Origin of the sequence: Aliiruegeria haliotis (genome assembly GCF_003003255.1) — a bacterium.
Lineage (GTDB): Bacteria > Pseudomonadota > Alphaproteobacteria > Rhodobacterales > Rhodobacteraceae > Tropicimonas > Tropicimonas haliotis.
This window is the reverse complement of the sequence record NZ_PVTD01000001.1, coordinates 1-20668: the sequence shown is the minus strand read 5'-3', so window position 1 is coordinate 20668 and position 20668 is coordinate 1. Positions and strand designations below refer to the sequence as shown.

Here is a 20668-nt window from a genome sequence, read left to right as displayed (position 1 = left end):
CGCAGCGTGGACCTCGGCGCTCCTGCACTGCTATCCTGCTTGACGGAACCGTCGGGGGGGGCGACACGGTATGGAAAACTTGATCGGTGGCTGCCTGTGTGGCCGCGTCCGCTTCACGGCGTTCGGAGCGCCCGACCGGGTCGGTCTCTGCCATTGCCTCGACTGCCGCAAGCATCACGGCGCCCTGTTCTACGCTGCCGCGATTTTCCCTGATGCTGCGGTCCAAGTCGAGGGCGAGACCCGCCACTACGAGGGGCGCCACTTCTGTCCGCATTGCGGCAGCTCCGTCTTTGCCACGACAGGCGCGGAGGTGGAACTGCACATCGGCGCGCTCGACCAACCCGGCCAGCTGGTGCCGACCTACGAATGCTGGAGCATCCGGCGCGAGCCATGGCTCCCCCCGTTTGCGACCAAGACCCAGCACGACAAGAATAGCTCCGACGAAGACTGACAGCCAATCGTACCCGGGACGAACGCACTTAAGAGGACCGGTTGGTGTAGCCTCACTCGGACGCGCGATCGCGCTGGCGAACTGGTGCTGAACGGCCTGCTGCCGGTTCTAACGCAAACGCCCGCGTGCAAGCGGGCGTCGGGCTGGTCGATTCACCTGGGCGCGGCGCGTCGGTCGGGACCCATGGCGGGTCAGCTTTCCGGCTTGCGGATCTGAACTCCGGCGGCCTCCATCGCCGCCCAGATCTTCGCGTCGCGTCCGTAGATATCGTGACGGTAGTTCATACGGCCCTTGGGCTGTGCGAAGGCCGTTCGATATTGCAGATGCACCGGCACCGGCACCTCCAGGTTGACCCGGCTCTCTGCTCCCGAGTTCAGCCGCGCCCGAAACAGCCCCTCGGGGTTGTCGGATTGCTCCGCCAACAGGGCATAGGCCAGGTCGAACGGCTGCCCGACCCGCACACACCCGTGGCTGAACGCGCGTCTGTCCCGCTTGAACAGGCTCTTGGAGGGCGTGTCGTGCAGGTAGATGTTGTACTTGTTTGGAAACATGAACTTCACCTGCCCGAGCGCGTTTCGCTGCGACGGCGGCTGCCGCAACCGGAACGGGAAGGTCGAGGCGGAGTATTTGGCGAAGTTCACGTTGCCACGGCTCACGGTCCGACCACGGGAATCGACCAGTTTCAGATGCCCCACCGCGTTGCGGTTCTTTTTCAGCAGCGGCAGGTATTCCTTTGTCGCGATGGAACGGGGAACGTTCCAGGACGGGTTGATGACCATGAACTCCATCGTATCGGAGAACTCCGGCGTCTGTTGGTCGGATTTGGTTTTTCCCACCACCACGCGCGTGGAAAAGGTCTCCTTGCCGTCATCTATGATGCGGGCGGTGAATTCCGGGATGTTCACCAGGATATGGCGGTCGCCTTTGGGCACATTGGTCCAGCGCTCGCGCTCCATGGCGACCATCACCTGGCTCAGGCGGTTCTCCACCTCGACGTTGAGCTCCGCCATCGTGTCGGCCCCGGCAACGCCGTCGGGCGTCAGGCCGTGGTCGATCTGAAACTGCTGCACGGCCTTCTGGAGCGCCCCGTCATAGTTCCGCGATACTGAGCGCTTCATGTAGCCCATGGCGATCAACCGGTTCCGCAGGGCAACAACCTGGGCGCCCGATTGCCCCGGCTTCAAGGCCTCCGCGTCAACTGTCGCGCCCCATCCGCCATGCGCCAACACCCTCTCCAGCCGCAACTTCTCGGCCAGAAGGGCGGTGTACTGCGGTGTTTTGGGAGCCAGCCCCCGGAAGAACACCTCCGGCGAAGTGGCTGCGAAGGACTCGAGCTGCTCAACCTGATCGCGGCGGGGCAACTGGCGAACGATGCTGCTGTCGATGCGACGCGGAACCATGGCCCCGGACTGGAGATCCTGCGCGAACCGGACGAGCATTCGGGCGGCCAGCACCTCGGCCTTGCCAAAGTCACGCGGCGTCTTCGCAGTCCGGAAAGCCGCCTCAAGGTCCCTCGGGTCATAGCGCTTCACTGGCAAGCCATGCACACCGGCCTTTGAAAGCGCGCGGAACAGGGCCGCGCGGCGGGACGTGTCATCCGGCCCGGTGAAAATCGGCTGGTAGTCGCGCGTGCGATAGAATGCGGCGATCGCTTCGTTTCCATGTGACGCCTCTGCGACGGCCTGCTTGAACGCGGTTACCTGTGCCTGAAGCGGCACGGCGGTCCAAAAGGGGAATGACAGGGCAATTGCCACCAGAAGAGCCGGAATCAATCGGCGGGGCACTGGATACCACATGGCTAATCCTTGCAAAAAATCTCGTCGAACTGTGTTGCCAGATTTCCACGCCCCTCCCACGCTTGTCCACGCACAATCGCGACATGTTGTGGCCGCGTGGCCCGGTGTGGCCTCCGAACACCGCCTATGGTGTGCCTGGAACCGACTGAGCAAATGTCCAGGCGGCAAATAAAAGCTATGTTTGTTAGGCATTTTTAAGCAGGTTTCTGCCTATTTTTCCTGCGACGGCCCGCGTGGTCAAAAAGTGCCCTTGGATGGAGAATCGGTTTGTGGCATCAAACTGGCACACCTGGGGATGAGGTGTAGAAAGACCGCAAACATATGCGGACGGTAAAAAAGCATACGGGACAGGCAAGAACCGATGACCCAAGAAAACGACGCCCCTAGGGGCTTTTCAAGGCGTGGGCTTCTCTCCGCCTTTGCCGCGACGACGCTCGTCGCCGCTCCGACCTTCTCCAACGCCGCCGGCTTCCTCAGAGGTGCGGGAGATATCCGCCGCCTCAAGATGTACAACGGCCGCACAGGCGAGCACATGGACACGATCTACTGGATCGAAGGTTCGTACATCAAGGATGCGCTGAAGGAGATCAATTCCTTCATGCGTGACTGGCGCCGCAACGAGGTCAAGACGATCGACACCCGCACGATCGATATCATGGCCGCGTCGCACAACCTCATGAATACAAACGAGCCTTATACGCTCCTGTCTGGATATCGCTCGCCGAAGACCAACGCCATGCTGCGGTCGCGCTCGGGCGGTGTTGCCAAGAACTCGTTGCACCTGAAAGGTCAGGCAGCGGATCTGCGGCTCGGCTCGCGCTCCATCCACCAGATGGCCAAGGCTGCAAAATCCTGTCAGGCCGGCGGGGTGGGTACCTATCGCGGCTCCAACTTCGTTCACATGGATTGCGGCGCTGTCCGCGCCTGGAACGGCTAGGCACGACAAACACTGCAAGGATTTCCCGACTTGCCAGGTGACCCCCGGGTCGCCTCGGGAATCGCGGCCGGCTGCCACCGGCCGCGTCTTGCGTTTCGGCCCCCGGTTGCGCTCCGCATCGCCTGATCACCGTGAACTGGGTGTCGTCGGCTTCGCCAAAGCTCGACCGGAGCGTCTATTCCACGTGTGGTCCGTCCCCTTTCCAGTATGAAAGAAATCGCTGTGACAAGGGCCGAGCCGTTCCCTAACCATCTCGCCAGTCGCGCTACGGTCTCAATGACGCCAAGCGACCCGGGATAGGGCTAGCTCACGAACCGGCACCGATCAGAGCAGTTTTCCCCAAATGGCCAACAGCGCGTGTCCGGCGCAGGGATGCAGCGACCGGGGGCAGTGACTGTCGGACAGCGGCCACGCTTGCCAATGCGCAGACAAGACGGATGGCGCGCACCCGCGCCGCGCCTGCTCTGCGAATCCCTTTGGCAAGGATACCACCGGGTGTAATCCTTTCTGGCAGGGGCGCGGTCGTTTCCGCGCGGGTCGGAGGGGTTGGCATGCCCGCTTGGCAGAAGATGTGGAACGCCCGGGGCATGTCTGCCCTCGCCACCGCTGTCGCGGTCGTCCTCACACTGCCTGGTCCGTTGGCCGCGGATCCTCCCGGACCACCTACCGCCCCGACGATGACGCCACCGACTCGCCCAATGGCCCGCCCCTATGACCCGGGACGCCCCGATATGCGCTGTACCGTCGACGGGCGCCATTGCATCGCGCTGGAAAGCTACATTCCCGACGTTTGCCGCGTGATCGAGGCGACCGCGGCAGAGGCCGGACTGGATACCGGGTTCTTCGCCCGGCTACTCTGGAAGGAGAGCCTGTACAATGCCTCCGCCGTCAGCCCGGCCGGTGCCGAGGGAATTGCACAGTTCATGCCGGGCACGGCCAGGCTGCGCGGGTTGCAGGACGCGTTCAATCCCGCCCGTGCGATGGAAGCCTCGGCCATCTACCTCGCGGAACTGCGTGATATGTATGGCAACCTCGGTCTCGCCGCCGCCGCCTACAATGCTGGTGAAGCCCGCGTGGACGATTTCCTCGCACGCGGCCGCCGCCTGCCGCCGGAAACACGCCGCTACGTGCGCGCCATCACCGGCTACACCGGCGACGAATGGAAGGACACGCCACCGGAGGATCTCGACCTTCGGCTCGACAAGGAGATGCCGTTTCAGCAGGCCTGCGTCACGCTCGCCAGCAATCGAAGACTGCGAGAGTTCCGGGTGCCGGCGAGCCGCAGCCCGTGGGGCGTCATTGTCGCCTCACACCGAAGCCGCGATATCACCGAATACCGCTATCGGCAGTTTGCGAAACGCAGCGCGACCCTGCGCGGCTTCGACGTCAGCTTTGTCCACATGAGGCTGCCCTCCCGCCACGGACGCCAGTACACCGCGCAGATCGGGGCCGCGACCCGGAAAGAGGCGAACGGCATTTGTGGGACGCTCCGCAAGGCCGGGGTAAATTGCCTTGTGCTTCGGAACTGACCAGGAGGGGGAACGGGCCCGCAACCACAGATCAACCATAGTTGGGCCAGCCACAGGAACACGCCATCAACACGGCTTTGGGAGATACGCAAACTGCGTCTTTAAGGACCCACCAGCCACCGCGGCCAGGCATCCCTCTTGAAATGCCGATGAAGCTTGCCCAGATAGGCGCAAGGTCAAGGACGCCTGCCGCTCGCAAGCACATGCTCTGGTGAAGTCCTCCCGGATACGTACATCCATGCCCGTTCGACACCGGCAGGATGGCAATGCGAGCCCCATCACTCCGCCACAGTCGACAGACGAGGCCCAAGGATGACCCGAACAGTACCGACCCAGACCACCCTTCCCACGCTCACCGAGCTGAAATCACAATCCCGCCGCCTGCGCGAAGCATTGGAGCGCTTCGGCAACAGGCTCGGCCATTCCGCCGCGCTGGAAGCGGTGGCGCAGCAATATGGCTACCGCGACTGGAACACCCTGCGCGCCGCAGCCGACAGGCCAATGCGCAACCGGCCCAAAGCTCCTGTGATGCCGGGCGATACTGTCTCCGGCCAATACCTCGGACAGGCGTTCACCGGCGAGGTCGTTGCCCTGCGCCAGTTGCAGGACGGTGCCCACTATCGCGTGACACTCCAGTTCGATGCGCCCGTGGATGTCGTGAAGTTCGACAGCTTCTCCGCCTTGCGACACCGGGTGAACGCGACCATCGATGCGCGGGGGATCTCGCCGCAGCACACTTCCGATGGACAGCCGCAACTTCGCCTCGACCTGGGGCACTGACCCGCGGCGACGTGAGCCGGGGAATGGACCCGGACCGGGCGTGCGTGAGCGCGCCCGGACAACCCGGCCAGCAGGACGCCTGCCTTGCAGGATCAGGCCGTCAACGGCCCTCGAAATGTGCCGGCCGTTTCTCCAGAAAGGCCACCACGCCTTCCTTGAAGTCGCGCGTGCGGCCACATTCGCCCTGCAGTTTTGCCTCCAGCTCCAATTGCGCATCGAGGTCGTTGCCATAGCTGTCCCGGAGTGCGGTCTTCACGCGGGAATAGGCCTCTGTCGGCCCCTTCGCGAGATGCAGCGCGCGGTTCCACCAGTGGGCGGCAAAGGCATCATCAGGCACAGCCTCCCAGATCATGCCCCAGGCATCCGCCTGTTGCGCCGTGATCGGCTCGGCAAAAAGCGACGCGCCCATCGCCTTGGCAAATCCCATCTGGCGGGGCAGCCAATAGGTTCCGCCCGCATCCGGAATCAGCCCGATCCGTGTAAAGGCCTGAAGGAAAACGGCGCTTTCGGCTGCGATCACAACATCCGCCGCCAACGCCAGGTTTGCCCCTGCCCCTGCGGCGGCCCCGTTCACCGCCGAAATCGTCGGGATTGGACAGGCGTAGATCGCTTCGAGCAGCGGCACGTATTCATCGCGCAGTGTCCGCTCCAGGTCGATATTGCCCACATTCGCCTTGTCGCCCAGGTCCTGACCTGAGCAGAATGCCCGCCCCTTGCCCGTCAGAACCACCACCCGCGCATCCCGCGCCGCCTGCCCCATGGCATCCGCGATTTCGGCGCGCATCTGCGGGTTGAGCGCATTCATCACGTCGGGCCGGTTGAGTGTGACGATGGCGATATCGTCGCGAACGACGTAGCCCAGGGTTTCATAATGCACGGGATGTCTCCTTCGAGATGAACGCGCGCAGCATAGGCAACCACGGGGCCGGGGAAAGACCCTGCGCGACAGGACGGCACGTCATTCCGCCAGGATATCCTTCAACCGCGCCTCTTCTTCCGCCGACAGCCGCTCCTCGGCGAGCGGCGCGGCCTTCCGGCGGCGCTGCACGTAGGCGACTCCGACGCCCCCGGCGAGCAGGAGCATCGCTGGCCCGGCGATCCACAGCAGCAGGTTCGCGCCACTGGTCGTGGGCTTCAGCAGGACGTATTCACCATAACGATTGACGACATAGTCGATAACTTCGTCGTTGCTGTCGCCTTCGACCAGCCTCTCCCGCACCAGAACGCGCAGATCGGCCGCCAGTTCGGCATTCGACTCGTCGATATTCTCGTTGCGACAGACGAGGCACCGAAGCTCCTTCGACAGCTCGCGCGCACGCGCCTCCAAAGCAGGATCGTTGAGAACTTCATCCGGGGTCACGGCAAAGGCCGGCAGCGCGAGCGCCATGGCAGCGGCCAGGATCAGGCGTTTCATTCTGCCGGTACTCCCGTGGCGGCGGACCTGCGCTTGCGGGCGCCCGCCGCCACGCGGTAGCGACGGTCGGATAGCGAGAAGACCCCGCCAAGCCCCATGATGATGCATCCGGCCCAGATCCAGTTGGCGAATGGCTTGATATAAGTCCGGATCGCCCAACCGCCATCCGCCTGCGGATCGCCGATAACGAGGTAGACATCGCGCAGGAAGCCGTTGTCGATCCCGGCCTCGGAGGTCGGCATCTGCGCCACCGGATAGTCACGCTTCTCGGGTGTCAGAACCGCCACCTCGCGCCCGTTCTGGTACACCGCCATGGTGGCCATGGTCGACACGTAGTTCGGACCCGGCACGCGGCTGACGTCCTGCAGTTCGATCTCGTACCCGGCATGCTCAAAGCGGTCACCGATCTGGGCCACGCGGATATCTTCCGATTCCCATGCTGTCAGCCCGGCGATTCCGAAGAGCGTGACCGCAAGTCCGCTGTGCGAGATCGCCTTGCCCCAATCGGCCCCCGGCAGGTTCCGCAACCTACGGAAACGGCTGCTCATATCGCCCCGACCGGTGCGTTTCCAAAGGTCCACGAGGGCGCCGCCGGTGACCCAGAAGGCCAATGCGAACCCAATCGGTGCCAGCATCGAGCGCCCTGTCTGCAAGGTCCAGATCAGCGCCGCGCCGGCAAGGGCCAGCACCAGCACACCCCACAGCGGCTGCAGCGTGCGTTTCAGGTTACCGCGCTTCCAGGGCAGCATGGCCCCGATCGGCAAAGCCAGCGTCAGCAGAACCATGAAGGGTGTGAATGCGGCGTCGAAGAACGGCGCCCCAACGCTCAGCTTGCGTCCGAACGCCATCTCCGCCACCAGTGGCCAGATCGTGCCCACGAACACCACGAAGGCGGCAACCGCAAGCAGAACGTTGTTGAAAACAAGGGCACTCTCGCGGCTGACGAGGCCGAAGACGCCTTTGGCCTCCATCGCGGAGGCCCGCGCAGCATACAGCGACAACGCCCCTCCCATGAAGACCGCGAGGATGGCGAGGATATAGACACCGCGCTCCGGGTCATTGGCGAAGGCATGCACCGAGGTGATTACGCCAGAGCGGACAAGGAACGTGCCGATCAGGGAAAACCCGAATGCAAGGATTGCCAGCAGGATGGTCCAGCTTTTGAGCGCCTCGCGCTTTTCGACCACGATTGCGGAGTGCAGCAAAGCGGCGGCCAGCAGCCAAGGCATGAAGGAAGCATTCTCCACCGGATCCCAGAACCAGAACCCGCCCCAGCCAAGTTCGTAGTATGCCCACCACGAGCCAAGCCCGATGCCGATTGTCAGGAACAGCCAGGCCGCCAGCGTCCATGGCCGCACCCACCGCCCCCACGCGGCATCCACCTTGCCCTCGATCAGCGCCGCGACGGCGAATGAAAAGGCCATGGAGAGCCCGACATAGCCCAGGTAGAGGAACGGCGGGTGGAAAGCGAGGCCCGGGTCCTGAAGCAGCGGATTGAGATCCTCGCCGTTCATCGGAAAGGGCTCCGCAACACGAAGGAACGGGTTCGACGTGAACAGGATGAAACCGTAGAAAGCCACCGAAATGGAGGCCTGCACCGCGAGCACCCGCGCGCGGAGCGTCGGTGTCAGGTTGCCACCGAACCATGCTGCGCAGGCGCCAAAGAGCGCGAGAATCAGGACCCAGAGCAGCATCGAGCCCTCGTGGTTGCCCCAGACGCCGGACACCTTGTAGAGCATCGGCTTCAGCGTGTGTGAGTTCAACACCACCAGCCGCAGCGAGAAATCCGAAGTGACAAAGGCGTAGGTCAACGCTGCAAACGAGGCCGCAACCAGTAGGAACTGAAGGGTTGCCAGGGGTTCGGCAACCGCCATCCAACCGGGCCAGCGCCGCGCGGCGCCCACCATGGGGACAGTCATCTGGACAATCGCGACAAGCGCGGCGAGGACGAGGGCAAAGTGGCCGAGTTCTACGATCATGGCGCGAAACTAGCTGAGGCCCCGCGCCCCGGCAACGGCCCTGCGGCACCATGCCCTCACGATCATGAGAGTGTCGCCCCCGGCGACGGCGTCAGGGGCGCTCCAGGAGCTCCTTGAGCGCCCGGTCAAGGTGGTCGGCCGCAGCCCGGTTACTGTCGAGGCTGGACATGAAGCGTCGCCCCATCAGCAACCGGAGCATCCCATCCTTCAGACGCGGCCAGATCCGGGACAAATGCGTTGGGGGCCCATTGAACCATGACATGAGCCGCTCACCCCGCCCAGGTCATCAGGAGCGCCGAGAGTACCAGTGCCCCGGCAACCGGCACCAAGAATGCGCCGCGACGATAGCCGAAGGACGTCTCCAGCACCTCGAAGTGAAGCACTGCTCCGGTCAGGTAGAGCGCAAGCACCACCAGCAGGATCTCGCTGCTCAGCATCCACACCGGCGCATCGAGCAACGCATAGAGCCACCACCAACCCATCACCATGGCCGCGCCCGCCCATGCGAAGGCCATACCAAGGGACAATGGCGACAGGCGCATCGCCCAAAGCCAGAGAAACGTCGCGGAAATCATCACCGCCATGATCGTCAACGCGCCGTAGGCGATGGAGGCGGTCCCAAGGAACCCTTGCAGCAGGAACGACGTGTGCATAGCCGCAAGAACCACGATGTATATGGAAAGTGCCTGTTTCAATTCTCTATCCTCCACGACGCACTACCCTACCCGATCCCGTGGGAGTCGTTCCCGGATGAGCGTGGTGATCTCGACTATGATCTCGGTGTTGCGGTTCAGGATGGTCCGGGTCGCATCGTCTTTCTGATGGTCACGGAACAGCAGGTAGAACACCAGGAGCACCCAGGGACCGTGTTCGGTCACGAGGGTGATCCAGAAACCCTCAGCCACGACTGTTTCTCCATTCTGACAGGGCGGCGTTGGACGACGGCTCCCCCTCTGAACCTCCGGGGGCCGCGATCCTGCGAAGTTCCCCCTCCGACCCGGCCTGCAAGGATTGGAGAGCCGCGATGCCCTCGGTCAGGTGGCCTGCTCCGGCGAGTGTGGTCGCGATCGAGCGTTGGAAGTCCTGCCCTTTCGCCTGATGGCGGGCCCCGAAGTAGAAGCCGACAATTGCGCCCAGCAGCCACCACAGCGGCTCGGGGACCAGCGCGATGCCCTGCATTCGCGAGGCGAACCAGATCGGATCGACCATTGCCGTGACGAAAAGCCCGATCGTGCCGAGCGCCATGGCCGGGCGGGGAATGCGGTTCATCCCGTCAATCACCTGGTCAAACGCAGAGCGGCGTGGCCGCGCGAACTCGGCTGCGAACTGGGCAAGGGCTGCCTGTGACCGTGCCGCGTCGCGCATTGCTCCCTTTTCCGCGTTTTCCCGGAACAGCTCCACGGTTTCGGCCACCGCGTTCCTGCCGGAGCCAAAGAGCAGTCCTGCGGCCCCCCGGATCATCTCCATGCCGCAACCCGAGCGCGGTGCTCAGCCTCCGTCAGATGAAACCGCGGGGCGACGAATTCTTCGGCCCGGGTGATCCACCCGCCCTTGCCGCCATCGCGGCGCCGCGCGTATTTCCGGCTCGCCGGCCGGCTGTCGGCGAGGGCATAGTAGTAGTTGCGACGTGCAATCCCGTAGGCGTCAGCGATCAAATCGGGCGCTTCGCGCGCGGCCCGCGCCGCCGCACCGACGGTCTGAGGCCCGATCACACCGTCCACGGAGACATTCTGCCCCATCTCGTTCAGCAGACGCTGGAGGATGCGCACGGCGTTGCGGCCCGAGTTGACATACATGTCGAAGACACTCGATTGCAGCACGATGGGCAGATCGTCGATCCGTGGACGGCGGAAGTAGTGCTCGATAAATATCCCGGTCGCCTGCTTTCGGTCCAGGCGTCGCACGTCGCGTGAGGTGATCCTTCCGTCGCCGTCCAGGTCCAGACCAAGCCGTTTCATGGTGCCGATGGTCACGCCGTATTTCGTGGCGCCCCCCGGATCATCCGGATCATTGACGTAGCCACCCTCGCGGGCGACGATCTCGGTTGCGATTGCCTCAATGTCTTTCATGGAGCCTGTTCTCCGGCACTAAATTGATGCCTTCAAAGCTCCGGGATTTGGTTTAAGAAAGATAAACCGGGGCGCGCGCTTGCGGCAGCCACGGTGACATCATGAGAGGGTTGGCGGCTCCAGGACGGCAGCGCCCCTCAGGAACCGCCCTCTTCGCCCTCCGCATGACGGTAGACACCCTGATCCTTCAGCGCATCGACCACTTCCTTGGGCATGTAGGTTTCATCGTGGCGCGCCAGGATCTCCGTCGCCACAAAGACGCCGTCCACCAGGTTCCCCGTGCCGACCATGCCCTGACCTTCGCCGAAGAGGTCAGGCAAGACCCCTGTGTAGGACACCGGCACGGATGCCCCGCCGTCGGTCACGGAGAACGTGATGGTCTCGCCTTGCCCGCGCACCAGCGTGCCTTCCTCGACAAGCCCGCCAATGCGGAAAGTCTCCCGAGATGCGGGCGGTTCGGCCACGACGGCAGACGGGGCACGGAAGTAGTTTATCCCGTCGCGCATCGCGTAGCCGATCAACGCAGTGCTCGTGGCCAATGCCACGAAGGCAACCAGAATCACCTGAATACGGCGCTTCTTCTTGAGGCCTTTCATTCCGTTCATTTTGCACTCCCTTCAGGGGTTGGCTGTCGGTCCTATGGATAGAGCGGCGCCAGCATGAGCCCGGTCGTTTCATTTTGCCCGAGCATCAGGTTGGCGTTCTGGATGGCCTGCCCCGAAGAGCCCTTCGTCAGGTTGTCCAGCACGGTATAGATCGTCGCGCGACCGGCGGCCCGTTCTTCCACGACACCGATATGCACGAAATTCGAGCCGCGCACATGCTTCGTCTGCGGAACTGCGCCAAAGGGCAGCACCTCCAGGAAAGGCTCGTCAGCATAGGCGGCCTTGAGGGCCTCGTGGACGCTCCGCGCCTCGCCCCGCACGTATGTGGTGGCCAGGATGCCGCGATTTCCGGGAACCAGGTGCGGCGTGAACTGCACTTCCACGGTCCGACCTGCGGCCTTGCTGAACTCCTGGTCGAACTCGCCCAGGTGCCGGTGCTTGCCGCCGACACCGTAGGCGTACCAGCCCTCCGAAAGCTCTGCATGCAGCAGGTTTTCCTTCAGTGACCGTCCCGCACCCGAGACACCACACTTCATGTCGATGATGATATCGTCGAGATCAATCGCCCCGGTCGACACCAGCGGGATCAGCGAAAACAGACCCGTCGCCGCATTGCAGCCCGTGCCGGCCACCAGCCGCGCGTCGCGAATCTCGTCGCGGTAGAACTCGGTCAGGCCGTAGACGGCCTCCTTCTGGAGCTCCGGCGCGGAATGTGGCTTTCCGTACCAGGTCTCATAGGCGGCCGGGTCCCGCAGCCGGAAATCGGCGCTCAGATCGACCACCTTCACATTGCGCGGCAACTGGGAAATGACCGCCTGGCTGGTGGCGTGGGGCAACGCACAAAAGCAGATGTCGATCTCGTCGAACGACAGGTCCTCGATCTTGCGCAAGGTCGGAAGCGCCAGATGGCGCAGGTGGGGAAAGACCTCCGACATCTCCATGCCAGCCTTGCGGTCGGCGGACAGCGCCCGCACATCGAGACCGGGATGGGTGGCAATAAGCCGGACAAGTTCAGCGCCCGTGTAGCCGGACGCGCCAAGAATGGCGACGGAATGGGTCATGAGACACCCTCTTCAGAAGTTATCTGGATGTAGAAAAAACGGAAAGAAACCGCAATCACGCGGCGGAGAATTCGATCTTTCGTCGCAGGAACTGCGTCGCGCGGTTCGAGACCGTGCGCGGGTCGCCGGTGGTCAGGAACTGGCTGTCCTGTCCGTCTCCGATCATTTTCGGATGACGCTCAAGGTAATCCGCCAGGCTGTCCGCAACCAGGCTCGCCTGCGAATAGACCTTCACCTCCGGTCCTAGGGCCTCCTGAAAGACCTCCTGCATCAGCGGATAGTGCGTGCAACCGAGGATCGCCGCCTCCGGTCGCGGCATCTTCCGCTTGAGCGCATCCACATGGCTGCGCACCAACGCCTCCGCGAGGATCAGGTCACCCTCTTCAATGGCATCGACCACACCACCGCAGGCCTGCGCCTCGACATCGACGCCGATCGCGCGGAAGGCCAGTTCCCGCTGAAACGCACGGCTCGAAACGGTCGCCGGTGTCGCGAACAACGCCACGTGCTGCACTTCGACCTCGCGCGGCGGCGAGTTGTCGCCCCACTGTCGCTCTGTCAGCGCTTCGATCAGGGGGACGAAGACACCCAGAACCCGCTTGTCCTCGGGAACCCAGTTTTCCTGCATCCGCCGGAGCGCCGCAGCGCTCGCCGTGTTGCACGCAAGGATCACAAGATCGCAGCCGGCCGCCCACATCCGCTCCACCGATTGCGTCGTAAGGCCATAGACATCGTCAGCATCCCGCACCCCGTAGGGCGTATGCGCATTGTCTCCGAAATAGACGAGGGGCACGTCCGGCAGACGCTTTCTCACGGCGTCCAGAACCGTCAAACCACCCAGCCCGCTATCAAATATCCCGACTGCCATCAGTACACACGGGGTCCCTTCTCGCCCTTGTCCTCCCGATACCGGTCCTCAAACTCGAAACCGTAGTCGAGAGACCTCAGCGGCTTCGGTGACAGTTTGTAGGTCTCGTTCCGCAGGAAGTCCATCATCCCCTTGGCATCACTGGCATGCTGCGCCAACGTTTCATGCGCGATGGGTTCGCCGATCACCACCCGGACCGGCTCATCGACCCGCTTGCGGAACTCCTTGATCAACAAGGCCAGCCGCAAGGTCGAATGAAGGTGGCTGGCGAACTGAAACAACCGGCTGTTGTGCCCTTCGAAGAAGATCGGCACGACTGTTGCATTCGACTTAGCGACCATCTTGGCCGTGAAGCTCCGCCAGCCGGGATCCATTGGTCGGGTAAAGGGCCTTGCAGCCGTCGACACAGTACCGCCCGGGAAGACCCCGATCGCACCGCCATTGGCAAGATAGCTCAGCGCCGCTTTCCGGGTCTCGAGGTTCTCCCGCATAGCCTCCTTGGTCTCTTCGAAGGAGACCGGAAGGATCACCTTGTTCAGGTCTACCGCTTTGCGGAACACGCTGTTGGCCAGTATGCGAAAATCACCCCGGACGATGGACAGCATGTGCCCCATCATCAGTCCGTCGAGAATTCCATAGGGATGATTGGCGATAACAATCAGCGGCCCCTCGGCGGGCAGGTTGTCGAGGCTGCCACCGACCACATCGAGGCTGAGACCGTAGCGCGCAACCATGACCCCCCAGAAGTCCTTGCCCTGCGCCACCTCGGATTCGTATCCCTCCGCGCGCTTGATCAATCCGATCCGGCCCGTCGCATTTTCCAGCATCCGCACGACAGCGCGCCCGCCACGAGAGCGGACGGAATTCGCGTAGCTGATGTCACGGGCCACATGCCGGTCGGACATGGAACACTCTCGCCTTTCGTTCGTGGACGGGTTAGCCGGATCCTGCGTTTCAGGCCAGCATATATGCGCGGAATGCGACGAATGGGAGGGGCGAGTGCCGCAGTGGCCCCGGCGCAGGTCACCGCCCAAACTCCCCCAGCACCGTCCTGCACAATCGATAGGCGGGTGAATGCGCCAGTCCGCTCCATTCCGTCGTGCGGGTCGCTCGAATGGCGCCGCTCCGGCGTCGCAGGCTGACTTCCGGGCGGTCATCGCGGGGCAATCTTCAATGTGACCGATTTCGCGGCACTGTGTGGCAGCGCCCTTTGCCGCGACCAATTCCCGTTTCCCGGGCGGCGTCCAAAACCACAATCGCCCGATCAAATCGTCTCAGGGGATTGTGGTTGCGCAGGCTCGGAGTGCATAAGGAGCGTCAACAGCGCAACAGAGAGCATAGCGGATATACCGAAATGGATTGGGACAAGCTCAGAATCTTTCACGCGGTGGCATCCGCTGGCAGCCTCACGCATGCCGGGGATTCCCTGCACCTGAGCCAGTCGGCAGTGTCCCGCCAGATCCGGGCGCTTGAAGAAAGCCTGAACACCACCTTGTTCCATCGCCATGCCCGCGGCCTGATCCTTACCGAGCAGGGTGAACTGCTCTACGAGGCGACGCGCTCAATGAGCAAGCGTCTGGAGGCGGCCTCTGCCCGCATCCGCGACAGCGAAGAAGAGGTTTTCGGTGAGCTTCGGGTGACCACCGCGCATGGGTTCGGATCGCTCTGGCTCGCACCGCGCCTGGCCAAACTCTACGCCAAATACCCCGACCTCAACATTGACCTGATGCTGGAAGAGCGTGTGCTCGACCTGCCGATGCGGGAAGCCGACGTGGCCATCCGCATGAAGGAACCCTCGCAGGCCGACCTGATCCGCAAGCGCCTGATGACCGTGCGTATGCGCCTCTATGCGTCCCGAAAATACGCTGAACAGTTCGGTATTCCCGAAACGGCCGACGAGATGCGCAATCACCGGCTGATCTGCCAGGGAACCTCTTCGACCCAGGTCGCCGCAGGCGCCTCCATGGTTCAGTGGCTGGTTGGGCATGACATCACGTCGCGGCTGAACGTGAACAACTATTTCGGCGTGCTGCAAGGCGTGATCAATCACCTCGGCATCGGTGTGCTGCCCAACTACATCGTGGAAAGCGAGCCCGATCTCATCCGCGTTCTACCGGAGGTCGAAAGCGCCGAAGTGCCGGTTTTCCTCGCCTACCCGGAGGAACTGCGCCAGTCCAAGCGTATCTCCGCCTTCCGCGATTTTGTCGTCGAGGAGATCCAGGCCGCACGCAAGAGGCTCGTCGAAGAAGCGCCCTGACGCCGCAGCCAATCGCCGCCATGGGCAAAAAATCGTTGCCCATGCATCACAGACATGGCTGCTTTTCGCACCTGCGGCAACTTTGGTCTTGAACCGAAGCGTTCAGATTTCTAAATCCTGTGTATCGACGGGCGCTGATGCGTTCGTCTTTACCTCCCTGTTGGACTTGGGCCGAGACTTGATCTCGGCCTTTTTTTTGCGCGCCGACAGAACAGGATGGTGATAATCAAGGCGTTGGATGAACAGTGTCGCTGCTGTATGCTGGCGTCGATTTCATCTCCGGAGACGTTCCATGCTCACCCGAGTCCTTACCTGTTTTTTCGCCGCCACCTTTGGGCTGTCGGCACCATCCTTTGCTGCGAAATGTGGTAACAATGCATCTGGCTTCAACGCCTGGAAGCAGCAGTTCGCGCAGGAGGCGAAGGCCTCCGGGATCAAGCAGCGTGGACTCGCGGCACTTGCAAACACGCAATATGCCAGCGCGACAATCAAGGCGGACCGCGGCCAGAAGAGCTTCAAGTACAGCTACGAAAAGTTCTGCCAGATCCGTGGCTGCAACGTGATCGTGGCACAGGGCAAGAAACGAAAGGCGCAAAACGCCGGGTTCTACCAATCGCTGGAAAACGCCTATGGCGTGCCGTCGGGCGTCATCATCGCGATCCACGGGATGGAAACCGGATTCGGGCGCTTCATGGGCGATTCTAACGTGCTGAACGCAACGGCGACGCTGGCCTACGACTGCCGCCGCCCGCACTTTTTCACGCCGCACCTTCTAGGGGCGCTGACCATGATCGACCGGGGCATGATGTCCCCCAACGCGATCGGCGCCAAGCATGGCGAGCTTGGCCACACCCAGTTTCTGCCGGGCAATGCGCTACGCTATGGTCGCGATGGCAATGGCGACGGGCGCGTGGATTTCAACAACCAGTCCGACGCGCTCTCATCCACGGCCAACTACCTGCGTCAGAAGGGCTGGAAGCCGGGGCAGAGCTATCAGCCGGGCACGCACAATTTCAACGTGCTCAAGCAATGGAACGCGGCCTCGGTCTACCAGAAATCGCTGGCGGTCATGGGGGCCCAGATCGACGGTTGACAGCCCTTCGTCAGACAACGACCAGCCCGATCCCTTTCAGCAGGTCGGCAGCCTGATCTCGCGAAATCACCGCACCGCGCAAATCCCGGGCAAGGTCGCTCAACGCGATCTTGCCAAGCCGCGCGCCGCGCAGGTCGGCATCCTCGAACCGGGTGCCGGACAGGATCGCGCCCACCAGGCTGACCTCGTCCATTTGGCACTGACGCAGGTCACACCCACTCAGATCGGCCCCATCGAAGTTGCACCCTGACACGTCCTGCCCACGCAGGTAGACACCGCTCAGATCCGCATTGGCGAAATTCGAGCGTTCCAATTGCAAGTCGAGTGTGGCGAGACCTTTCAGGACGGCGCCGGGCATTCGGCATCCCGTGAAGCGGACCTCGCTCGCCGTGGCCGCGCCGAAATCGGCCACAGTGGCACTGCATCGGTCGAAAACCACTTCGCTGAGCCTCGAAAACCGGAAGTCGGCCTGCGCCATATCGCAGCCCTCGAAGCTGCATGCGACCATCTCGGACGAACGAAGGCTGACTTCGGCAAAACGACACTTCCGGAATGACACCGCCTCCATTGCCAAATCCGCCAGATCAAGCCCCTCGAAGCTGCACTCTTCGAACGCTGCACCCGGCTTCTCCAGACGAGCAGACGCCTCACGCGTGCCCAGCCGTCGGAAGTCGATCTGCGTGAACATGTTGTCGGACATGGTGGTCTCCTCGGTGCGGAACCGGGCCGTTCCTCTGCTGCGCGCGATTGGGCACGCCAGTCCGGATCACCGGATATGCCCGAAATCGATCACACTCCACCCCGAACATGCGACCGGGGTCTACATGGTTCTCCACCGCGTGATGCGCAGCGGTCTGCTGTCGCTTGCCCGGAAACCCGGCCGATGCCTCGCAAAACTGACACCGGGGCCAAGTGGCGCCGCTCCGCCCTCTTTCCCTTTCGCCCCGCACGGCCTAAAAGCGCAGCCGACAAAGGGGAATGTTCATGCACGATCCAGCCATCACGCCGGAAATCATCGAGGCACACGGCCTCAAGCCAGAAGAATACGCCGAGATCCTGCGGATCCTGAATCGCGATCCAAACTTCACCGAGCTCGGCATCTTCTCGGCGATGTGGAACGAGCATTGCTCTTACAAATCCTCAAAAAAATGGCTGCGCACGCTCCCCACTGAAGGCCCGCAGGTCATCTGCGGTCCGGGTGAAAACGCCGGAATCGTCGACATCGGCGACGGCCAAGCCGTGGTCTTCAAGATGGAGAGCCACAACCACCCCTCGTATATCGAACCCTACCAGGGCGCTGCGACCGGCGTTGGCGGCATTCTTCGGGACGTCTTCACCATGGGGGCTCGGCCCATCGCGGCGATGAACGCGCTTTCCTTCGGGGAGCCGGATCACCCCCGGACGCGCACTCTGGTTTCCGGTGTCGTCGCCGGAATCGGCGGATACGGCAACTGCTTCGGTGTGCCGACCATCGGCGGAGAAGTCCGTTTCCATTCCGCCTACAACGGCAATTGCCTGGTGAACGCATTCGCAGCCGGCCTCGCGGAGACCGACGGAATCTTCTATTCCGCCGCCTCCGGTGTCGGCATGCCGGTGGTCTACCTCGGCGCGAAGACCGGCCGCGATGGCGTCGGCGGTGCAACCATGGCGTCCGCAGAGTTCGACGATACAATCGAGGAAAAGCGCCCCACGGTTCAGGTCGGCGACCCTTTCACTGAAAAGCGGCTGATGGAAGCCTGCCTCGAGCTCATGCAGACCGGCGCCGTGATCTCGATCCAGGACATGGGCGCAGCCGGGCTTACCTGTTCCGCCGTGGAGATGGGCGACAAGGGAAAGCTGGGTATTCGCCTGAACCTTGATGCCGTGCCGCAGCGCGAAGAAAACATGACGCCCTACGAGATGATGCTCTCCGAAAGTCAGGAGCGAATGCTCATGGTCCTGCGCCCGGAGAAGGAGGCCGAGGCCCGCGCCGTGTTCGAGAAATGGGATCTCGACTTCGCAATCGTCGGCGAAACCATTGCCGAGGATCGTTTCCTGATCCAGCACAGGGGCGAAACCGTCGCCGACCTTCCGCTGGCCACGCTCGCGGGATCGTCGCCCGAGTACGACCGCCCGTGGGTCGAAACGCCACCCGCGCCGGAGATGGACCCGGTGCCGGAAATCGACGCAATCGATGCGCTCCGGGCGCTGATCTCCTCGCCGAACTACGCCCACAAGGGCTGGGTCTTCGAACAGTATGACCACATGGTGATGGCCGATACCGTCCGTGTCCCCGGCCAAGGCGCCGGGATCGTCCGGGTCCACGGCACCAGGAAAGCGCTCGCTTTCACGTCCGACGTAACCCCACGCTACGTCCGTGCCAATCCCGAAGAAGGCGGCAAGCAGGCGGTGGCCGAAGCTTATCGTAATCTCTGTGCGGTTGGCGCAAAGCCACTGGCAACAACGGACAATCTCAACTTCGGAAATCCCGAGAAGCCCGAAATCATGGGCCAGTTTGTCGGCGCCATCAAGGGTATCGGCGCGGCCTGCGCCGCGCTGGATGTGCCGATCGTCTCCGGCAACGTCTCGCTCTACAACGAGACCGACGGCGAACCGATCCTGCCCACGCCGACAATCGGCGCAGTGGGTTTGCTCGACGATCTGGATCACCTGATTGGCCGTGAGGCCCGCGAAGGCCATGTCCTCCTTCTGCTGGGCGAGACCGAGGGCCACCTTGGCCAGTCGGCTCTGCTTCACGAAGTCTTCCGCCGTGAGGACGGGGATGCGCCCCATGTCGACCTCGACAAGGAATGGGCACATGGCGAGTTCATCCGTGCCAACCGCGACTGGATCGACGGGTGCACCGACCTCTCCGACGGGGGGCTGGCCCTCGCCGCATTCGAAATGGCCGAGAGCGCCGACGTCGGCGTGATCCTGGACCCGGCGGACACACAAACGCTCTTTGGGGAGGATCAAGGGCGCTACCTGATCACCTGCTCCTACGACAAGGCAGAGGCGTTGATGGTTGCGGCAGGCCAGGCAGGTGTGACGCTTCAGACCGTCGGGCGCTTCTCCGGCGACACGGTCCGCATGGGAGGAAGCGAAGCCCCGCTTTCCGAACTCTCCGCGATCTTCCGTGGAGCCTTCGCGGAGGCAGTGGGCTAGGGCCCTTCTTTCGGCGAGATGCCGCCTTGCAAGCCGCGACCATTGCCCTTCACAAAGGGCGATGGCCACATATGGTTGGGGTGAAGCCCTCGCCCACGGGGCGGCCACGATCGCGGTTCATCGCTGCATCGGGGGGATCGACCTGCCATGTCGGGACCGGACCTCACTTGGCGTTGTCTTGGCGCCCCGAGGTTCGCACCGGGGCCACCAAGCCGTGCCCGAACGCGCCGACTGCAAGTGCACCTGAATTGTGACCACCACCATCCATTGGCATGCGCCTAGGGTCAGGACTCATTTTGGCAGCCAAAAGAAGACGATGGCTGCGATGCAGATGGCAGACAGGAACAGGTCTCCGCATCTTTCGTAGCGGGTGGCGATGCGGCGCCAAGTCTTCAAGCGAGCAAAGGCATTCTCGATGCGGTGGCGCTTCCTGTAGAGGCGCCTGTTGTAGGATGCGGGCTTCTTTCGTTTCGCCCTGGGCGGGATGCAGGTCCGCACACCCTTGCGTTTCAGTTTGTCGCGGAACCAGTCTGCATCGTAACCTTTGTCGCCGAGCAGGCGTTTCGCCTTCGGCAGATCACCCAGCAGGCCGACTGCACCCCGCGCATCGCTCATCTGGCCTGGTGACAGGAAAAACGACAGTGGGCGATCCCGACCGTCTGACACCATGTGCAGCTTGGAGTTC

Annotated in this window: 21 protein-coding genes; 7 read left to right on the top strand and 14 right to left on the bottom strand. The window is 62.9% G+C overall.

All coding sequences use genetic code 11. The features are described 5' to 3' along the window. The first annotated feature begins 70 nt into the window (after positions 1-70). On the top strand, positions 71-451 hold the full coding sequence (locus CLV78_RS00105; RefSeq protein ID WP_106202754.1) for a GFA family protein: 381 nt from the start codon (positions 71-73) through the stop codon (positions 449-451). A gap of 191 nt (positions 452-642) precedes the next feature. Here the strand turns inward: CLV78_RS00105 and CLV78_RS00100 are convergent, their stop codons facing one another. Next, positions 643-2247 carry a L,D-transpeptidase family protein gene (locus tag CLV78_RS00100; RefSeq protein WP_106202753.1) on the bottom strand — a complete coding sequence of 535 codons (1605 nt, stop codon included), beginning with the start codon at positions 2245-2247 and terminating at the stop codon, positions 643-645. 361 nt (positions 2248-2608) lie between these two features. Between CLV78_RS00100 and mepK the strand changes: the two genes are divergently transcribed. The 3 genes from mepK to CLV78_RS00085 all read left to right on the top strand — a co-directional run bounded on the left by mepK (position 2609) and on the right by CLV78_RS00085 (position 5493). Beyond that, complete coding sequence (gene mepK, locus CLV78_RS00095; protein ID WP_106202752.1) at positions 2609-3184, top strand: peptidoglycan L,D-endopeptidase MepK; 576 nt, start codon at positions 2609-2611, stop codon at positions 3182-3184. A 731-nt stretch (positions 3185-3915) separates the two neighbouring features. After that, on the top strand, positions 3916-4713 hold the full coding sequence (locus tag CLV78_RS00090) for a lytic transglycosylase domain-containing protein (protein ID WP_158263384.1): 798 nt from the start codon (positions 3916-3918) through the stop codon (positions 4711-4713). Between the two features lie 312 nt (positions 4714-5025). Then, positions 5026-5493 carry a glyoxalase superfamily protein gene (locus tag CLV78_RS00085; protein WP_106202750.1) on the top strand — a complete coding sequence of 156 codons (468 nt, stop codon included), beginning with the start codon at positions 5026-5028 and terminating at the stop codon, positions 5491-5493. A 100-nt stretch (positions 5494-5593) separates the two neighbouring features. On the opposite strand, the gene CLV78_RS00080 is transcribed toward CLV78_RS00085, so the two are convergent. The 11 genes from CLV78_RS00080 to CLV78_RS00030 all read right to left on the bottom strand — a co-directional run bounded on the left by CLV78_RS00080 (position 5594) and on the right by CLV78_RS00030 (position 14394). Continuing rightward, positions 5594-6370, bottom strand: a complete 777-nt coding sequence (locus CLV78_RS00080; RefSeq protein ID WP_106202749.1) for an enoyl-CoA hydratase-related protein — start codon at positions 6368-6370, stop codon at positions 5594-5596. Between the two features lie 81 nt (positions 6371-6451). Then, the gene (locus CLV78_RS00075; protein ID WP_106202748.1) at positions 6452-6907 is read right to left on the bottom strand and encodes a cytochrome c-type biogenesis protein; all 456 of its coding nucleotides are present in this window, start codon (positions 6905-6907) and stop codon (positions 6452-6454) included. Then, positions 6904-8886: a heme lyase CcmF/NrfE family subunit gene (locus CLV78_RS00070; protein WP_106202747.1), complete on the bottom strand. Its 1983-nt coding sequence runs from the start codon at positions 8884-8886 to the stop codon at positions 6904-6906. Before CLV78_RS00070 ends, CLV78_RS00075 begins: the two co-directional genes overlap by 4 nt. Before the next feature lie 269 nt (positions 8887-9155). Beyond that, entirely contained in the window at positions 9156-9581 is a 426-nt protein-coding gene (locus CLV78_RS00065; protein WP_106202746.1) for a hypothetical protein, read from the bottom strand. A gap of 21 nt (positions 9582-9602) precedes the next feature. Next, on the bottom strand, positions 9603-9791 hold the full coding sequence (locus CLV78_RS00060; RefSeq protein WP_106202745.1) for a hypothetical protein: 189 nt from the start codon (positions 9789-9791) through the stop codon (positions 9603-9605). Further along, positions 9784-10353, bottom strand: coding sequence for a holin family protein (locus CLV78_RS00055; RefSeq protein WP_106202744.1), 570 nt, complete (start codon positions 10351-10353; stop codon positions 9784-9786). The genes CLV78_RS00060 and CLV78_RS00055 overlap by 8 nt, the downstream gene beginning before the upstream one ends. After that, positions 10344-10955 (bottom strand): holin-associated N-acetylmuramidase, encoded by a 612-nt coding sequence (locus CLV78_RS00050; RefSeq protein WP_106202743.1) that lies wholly within the window; start codon positions 10953-10955, stop codon positions 10344-10346. Before CLV78_RS00050 ends, CLV78_RS00055 begins: the two co-directional genes overlap by 10 nt. Before the next feature lie 137 nt (positions 10956-11092). After that, positions 11093-11551, bottom strand: coding sequence for a cytochrome c maturation protein CcmE (ccmE, locus tag CLV78_RS00045; RefSeq protein WP_106203688.1), 459 nt, complete (start codon positions 11549-11551; stop codon positions 11093-11095). Positions 11552-11592: 41 nt separating this feature from the next. Continuing rightward, positions 11593-12621: an N-acetyl-gamma-glutamyl-phosphate reductase gene (argC, locus tag CLV78_RS00040; RefSeq protein ID WP_106202742.1), complete on the bottom strand. Its 1029-nt coding sequence runs from the start codon at positions 12619-12621 to the stop codon at positions 11593-11595. Between the two features lie 55 nt (positions 12622-12676). Continuing rightward, complete coding sequence (gene murI / locus CLV78_RS00035; protein ID WP_106202741.1) at positions 12677-13489, bottom strand: glutamate racemase; 813 nt, start codon at positions 13487-13489, stop codon at positions 12677-12679. Continuing rightward, a complete protein-coding gene (locus tag CLV78_RS00030; RefSeq protein WP_106202740.1) occupies positions 13489-14394 on the bottom strand; it encodes a lysophospholipid acyltransferase family protein in 906 nt (301 codons plus the stop codon). The genes murI and CLV78_RS00030 overlap by 1 nt, the downstream gene beginning before the upstream one ends. Before the next feature lie 449 nt (positions 14395-14843). Between CLV78_RS00030 and CLV78_RS00025 the strand changes: the two genes are divergently transcribed. After that, positions 14844-15746, top strand: coding sequence for a LysR family transcriptional regulator (locus CLV78_RS00025; RefSeq protein WP_106202739.1), 903 nt, complete (start codon positions 14844-14846; stop codon positions 15744-15746). A 292-nt stretch (positions 15747-16038) separates the two neighbouring features. Continuing rightward, positions 16039-16839 carry a lytic murein transglycosylase gene (locus tag CLV78_RS00020; RefSeq protein ID WP_106202738.1) on the top strand — a complete coding sequence of 267 codons (801 nt, stop codon included), beginning with the start codon at positions 16039-16041 and terminating at the stop codon, positions 16837-16839. Positions 16840-16849: 10 nt separating this feature from the next. On the opposite strand, the gene CLV78_RS00015 is transcribed toward CLV78_RS00020, so the two are convergent. Beyond that, positions 16850-17539 (bottom strand): pentapeptide repeat-containing protein, encoded by a 690-nt coding sequence (locus CLV78_RS00015; protein ID WP_106202737.1) that lies wholly within the window; start codon positions 17537-17539, stop codon positions 16850-16852. A 284-nt stretch (positions 17540-17823) separates the two neighbouring features. Between CLV78_RS00015 and purL the strand changes: the two genes are divergently transcribed. Then, positions 17824-19983 (top strand): phosphoribosylformylglycinamidine synthase subunit PurL, encoded by a 2160-nt coding sequence (gene purL, locus CLV78_RS00010; protein WP_106203687.1) that lies wholly within the window; start codon positions 17824-17826, stop codon positions 19981-19983. Positions 19984-20274: 291 nt separating this feature from the next. Here purL and CLV78_RS00005 read toward each other — a convergent pair. Then, a partial coding sequence (locus CLV78_RS00005) for an IS5 family transposase (RefSeq protein WP_146136609.1) occupies positions 20275-20668 on the bottom strand: 394 nt, incomplete at its 5' end.

Bases quoted from the DNA above. Each gene is read 5' to 3' on its own strand.
- CLV78_RS00105 (WP_106202754.1), top strand. From the start codon at position 71: ATGGAAAACTTGATCGGTGGCTGCCTGTGTGGCCGCGTCCGCTTCACG.
- CLV78_RS00100 (WP_106202753.1), bottom strand. From the start codon at position 2,247: ATGTGGTATCCAGTGCCCCGCCGATTGATTCCGGCTCTTCTGGTGGCA.
- mepK (WP_106202752.1), top strand. From the start codon at position 2,609: ATGACCCAAGAAAACGACGCCCCTAGGGGCTTTTCAAGGCGTGGGCTT.
- CLV78_RS00090 (WP_158263384.1), top strand. From the start codon at position 3,916: ATGCGCTGTACCGTCGACGGGCGCCATTGCATCGCGCTGGAAAGCTAC.
- CLV78_RS00085 (WP_106202750.1), top strand. From the start codon at position 5,026: ATGACCCGAACAGTACCGACCCAGACCACCCTTCCCACGCTCACCGAG.
- CLV78_RS00075 (WP_106202748.1), bottom strand. From the start codon at position 6,907: ATGAAACGCCTGATCCTGGCCGCTGCCATGGCGCTCGCGCTGCCGGCC.
- CLV78_RS00070 (WP_106202747.1), bottom strand. From the start codon at position 8,886: ATGATCGTAGAACTCGGCCACTTTGCCCTCGTCCTCGCCGCGCTTGTC.
- CLV78_RS00055 (WP_106202744.1), bottom strand. From the start codon at position 10,353: ATGGAGATGATCCGGGGGGCCGCAGGACTGCTCTTTGGCTCCGGCAGG.
- CLV78_RS00050 (WP_106202743.1), bottom strand. From the start codon at position 10,955: ATGAAAGACATTGAGGCAATCGCAACCGAGATCGTCGCCCGCGAGGGT.
- ccmE (WP_106203688.1), bottom strand. From the start codon at position 11,551: ATGAAAGGCCTCAAGAAGAAGCGCCGTATTCAGGTGATTCTGGTTGCC.
- argC (WP_106202742.1), bottom strand. From the start codon at position 12,621: ATGACCCATTCCGTCGCCATTCTTGGCGCGTCCGGCTACACGGGCGCT.
- murI (WP_106202741.1), bottom strand. From the start codon at position 13,489: ATGGCAGTCGGGATATTTGATAGCGGGCTGGGTGGTTTGACGGTTCTG.
- CLV78_RS00030 (WP_106202740.1), bottom strand. From the start codon at position 14,394: ATGTCCGACCGGCATGTGGCCCGTGACATCAGCTACGCGAATTCCGTC.
- CLV78_RS00025 (WP_106202739.1), top strand. From the start codon at position 14,844: ATGGATTGGGACAAGCTCAGAATCTTTCACGCGGTGGCATCCGCTGGC.
- CLV78_RS00020 (WP_106202738.1), top strand. From the start codon at position 16,039: ATGCTCACCCGAGTCCTTACCTGTTTTTTCGCCGCCACCTTTGGGCTG.
- CLV78_RS00015 (WP_106202737.1), bottom strand. From the start codon at position 17,539: ATGTCCGACAACATGTTCACGCAGATCGACTTCCGACGGCTGGGCACG.
- purL (WP_106203687.1), top strand. From the start codon at position 17,824: ATGCACGATCCAGCCATCACGCCGGAAATCATCGAGGCACACGGCCTC.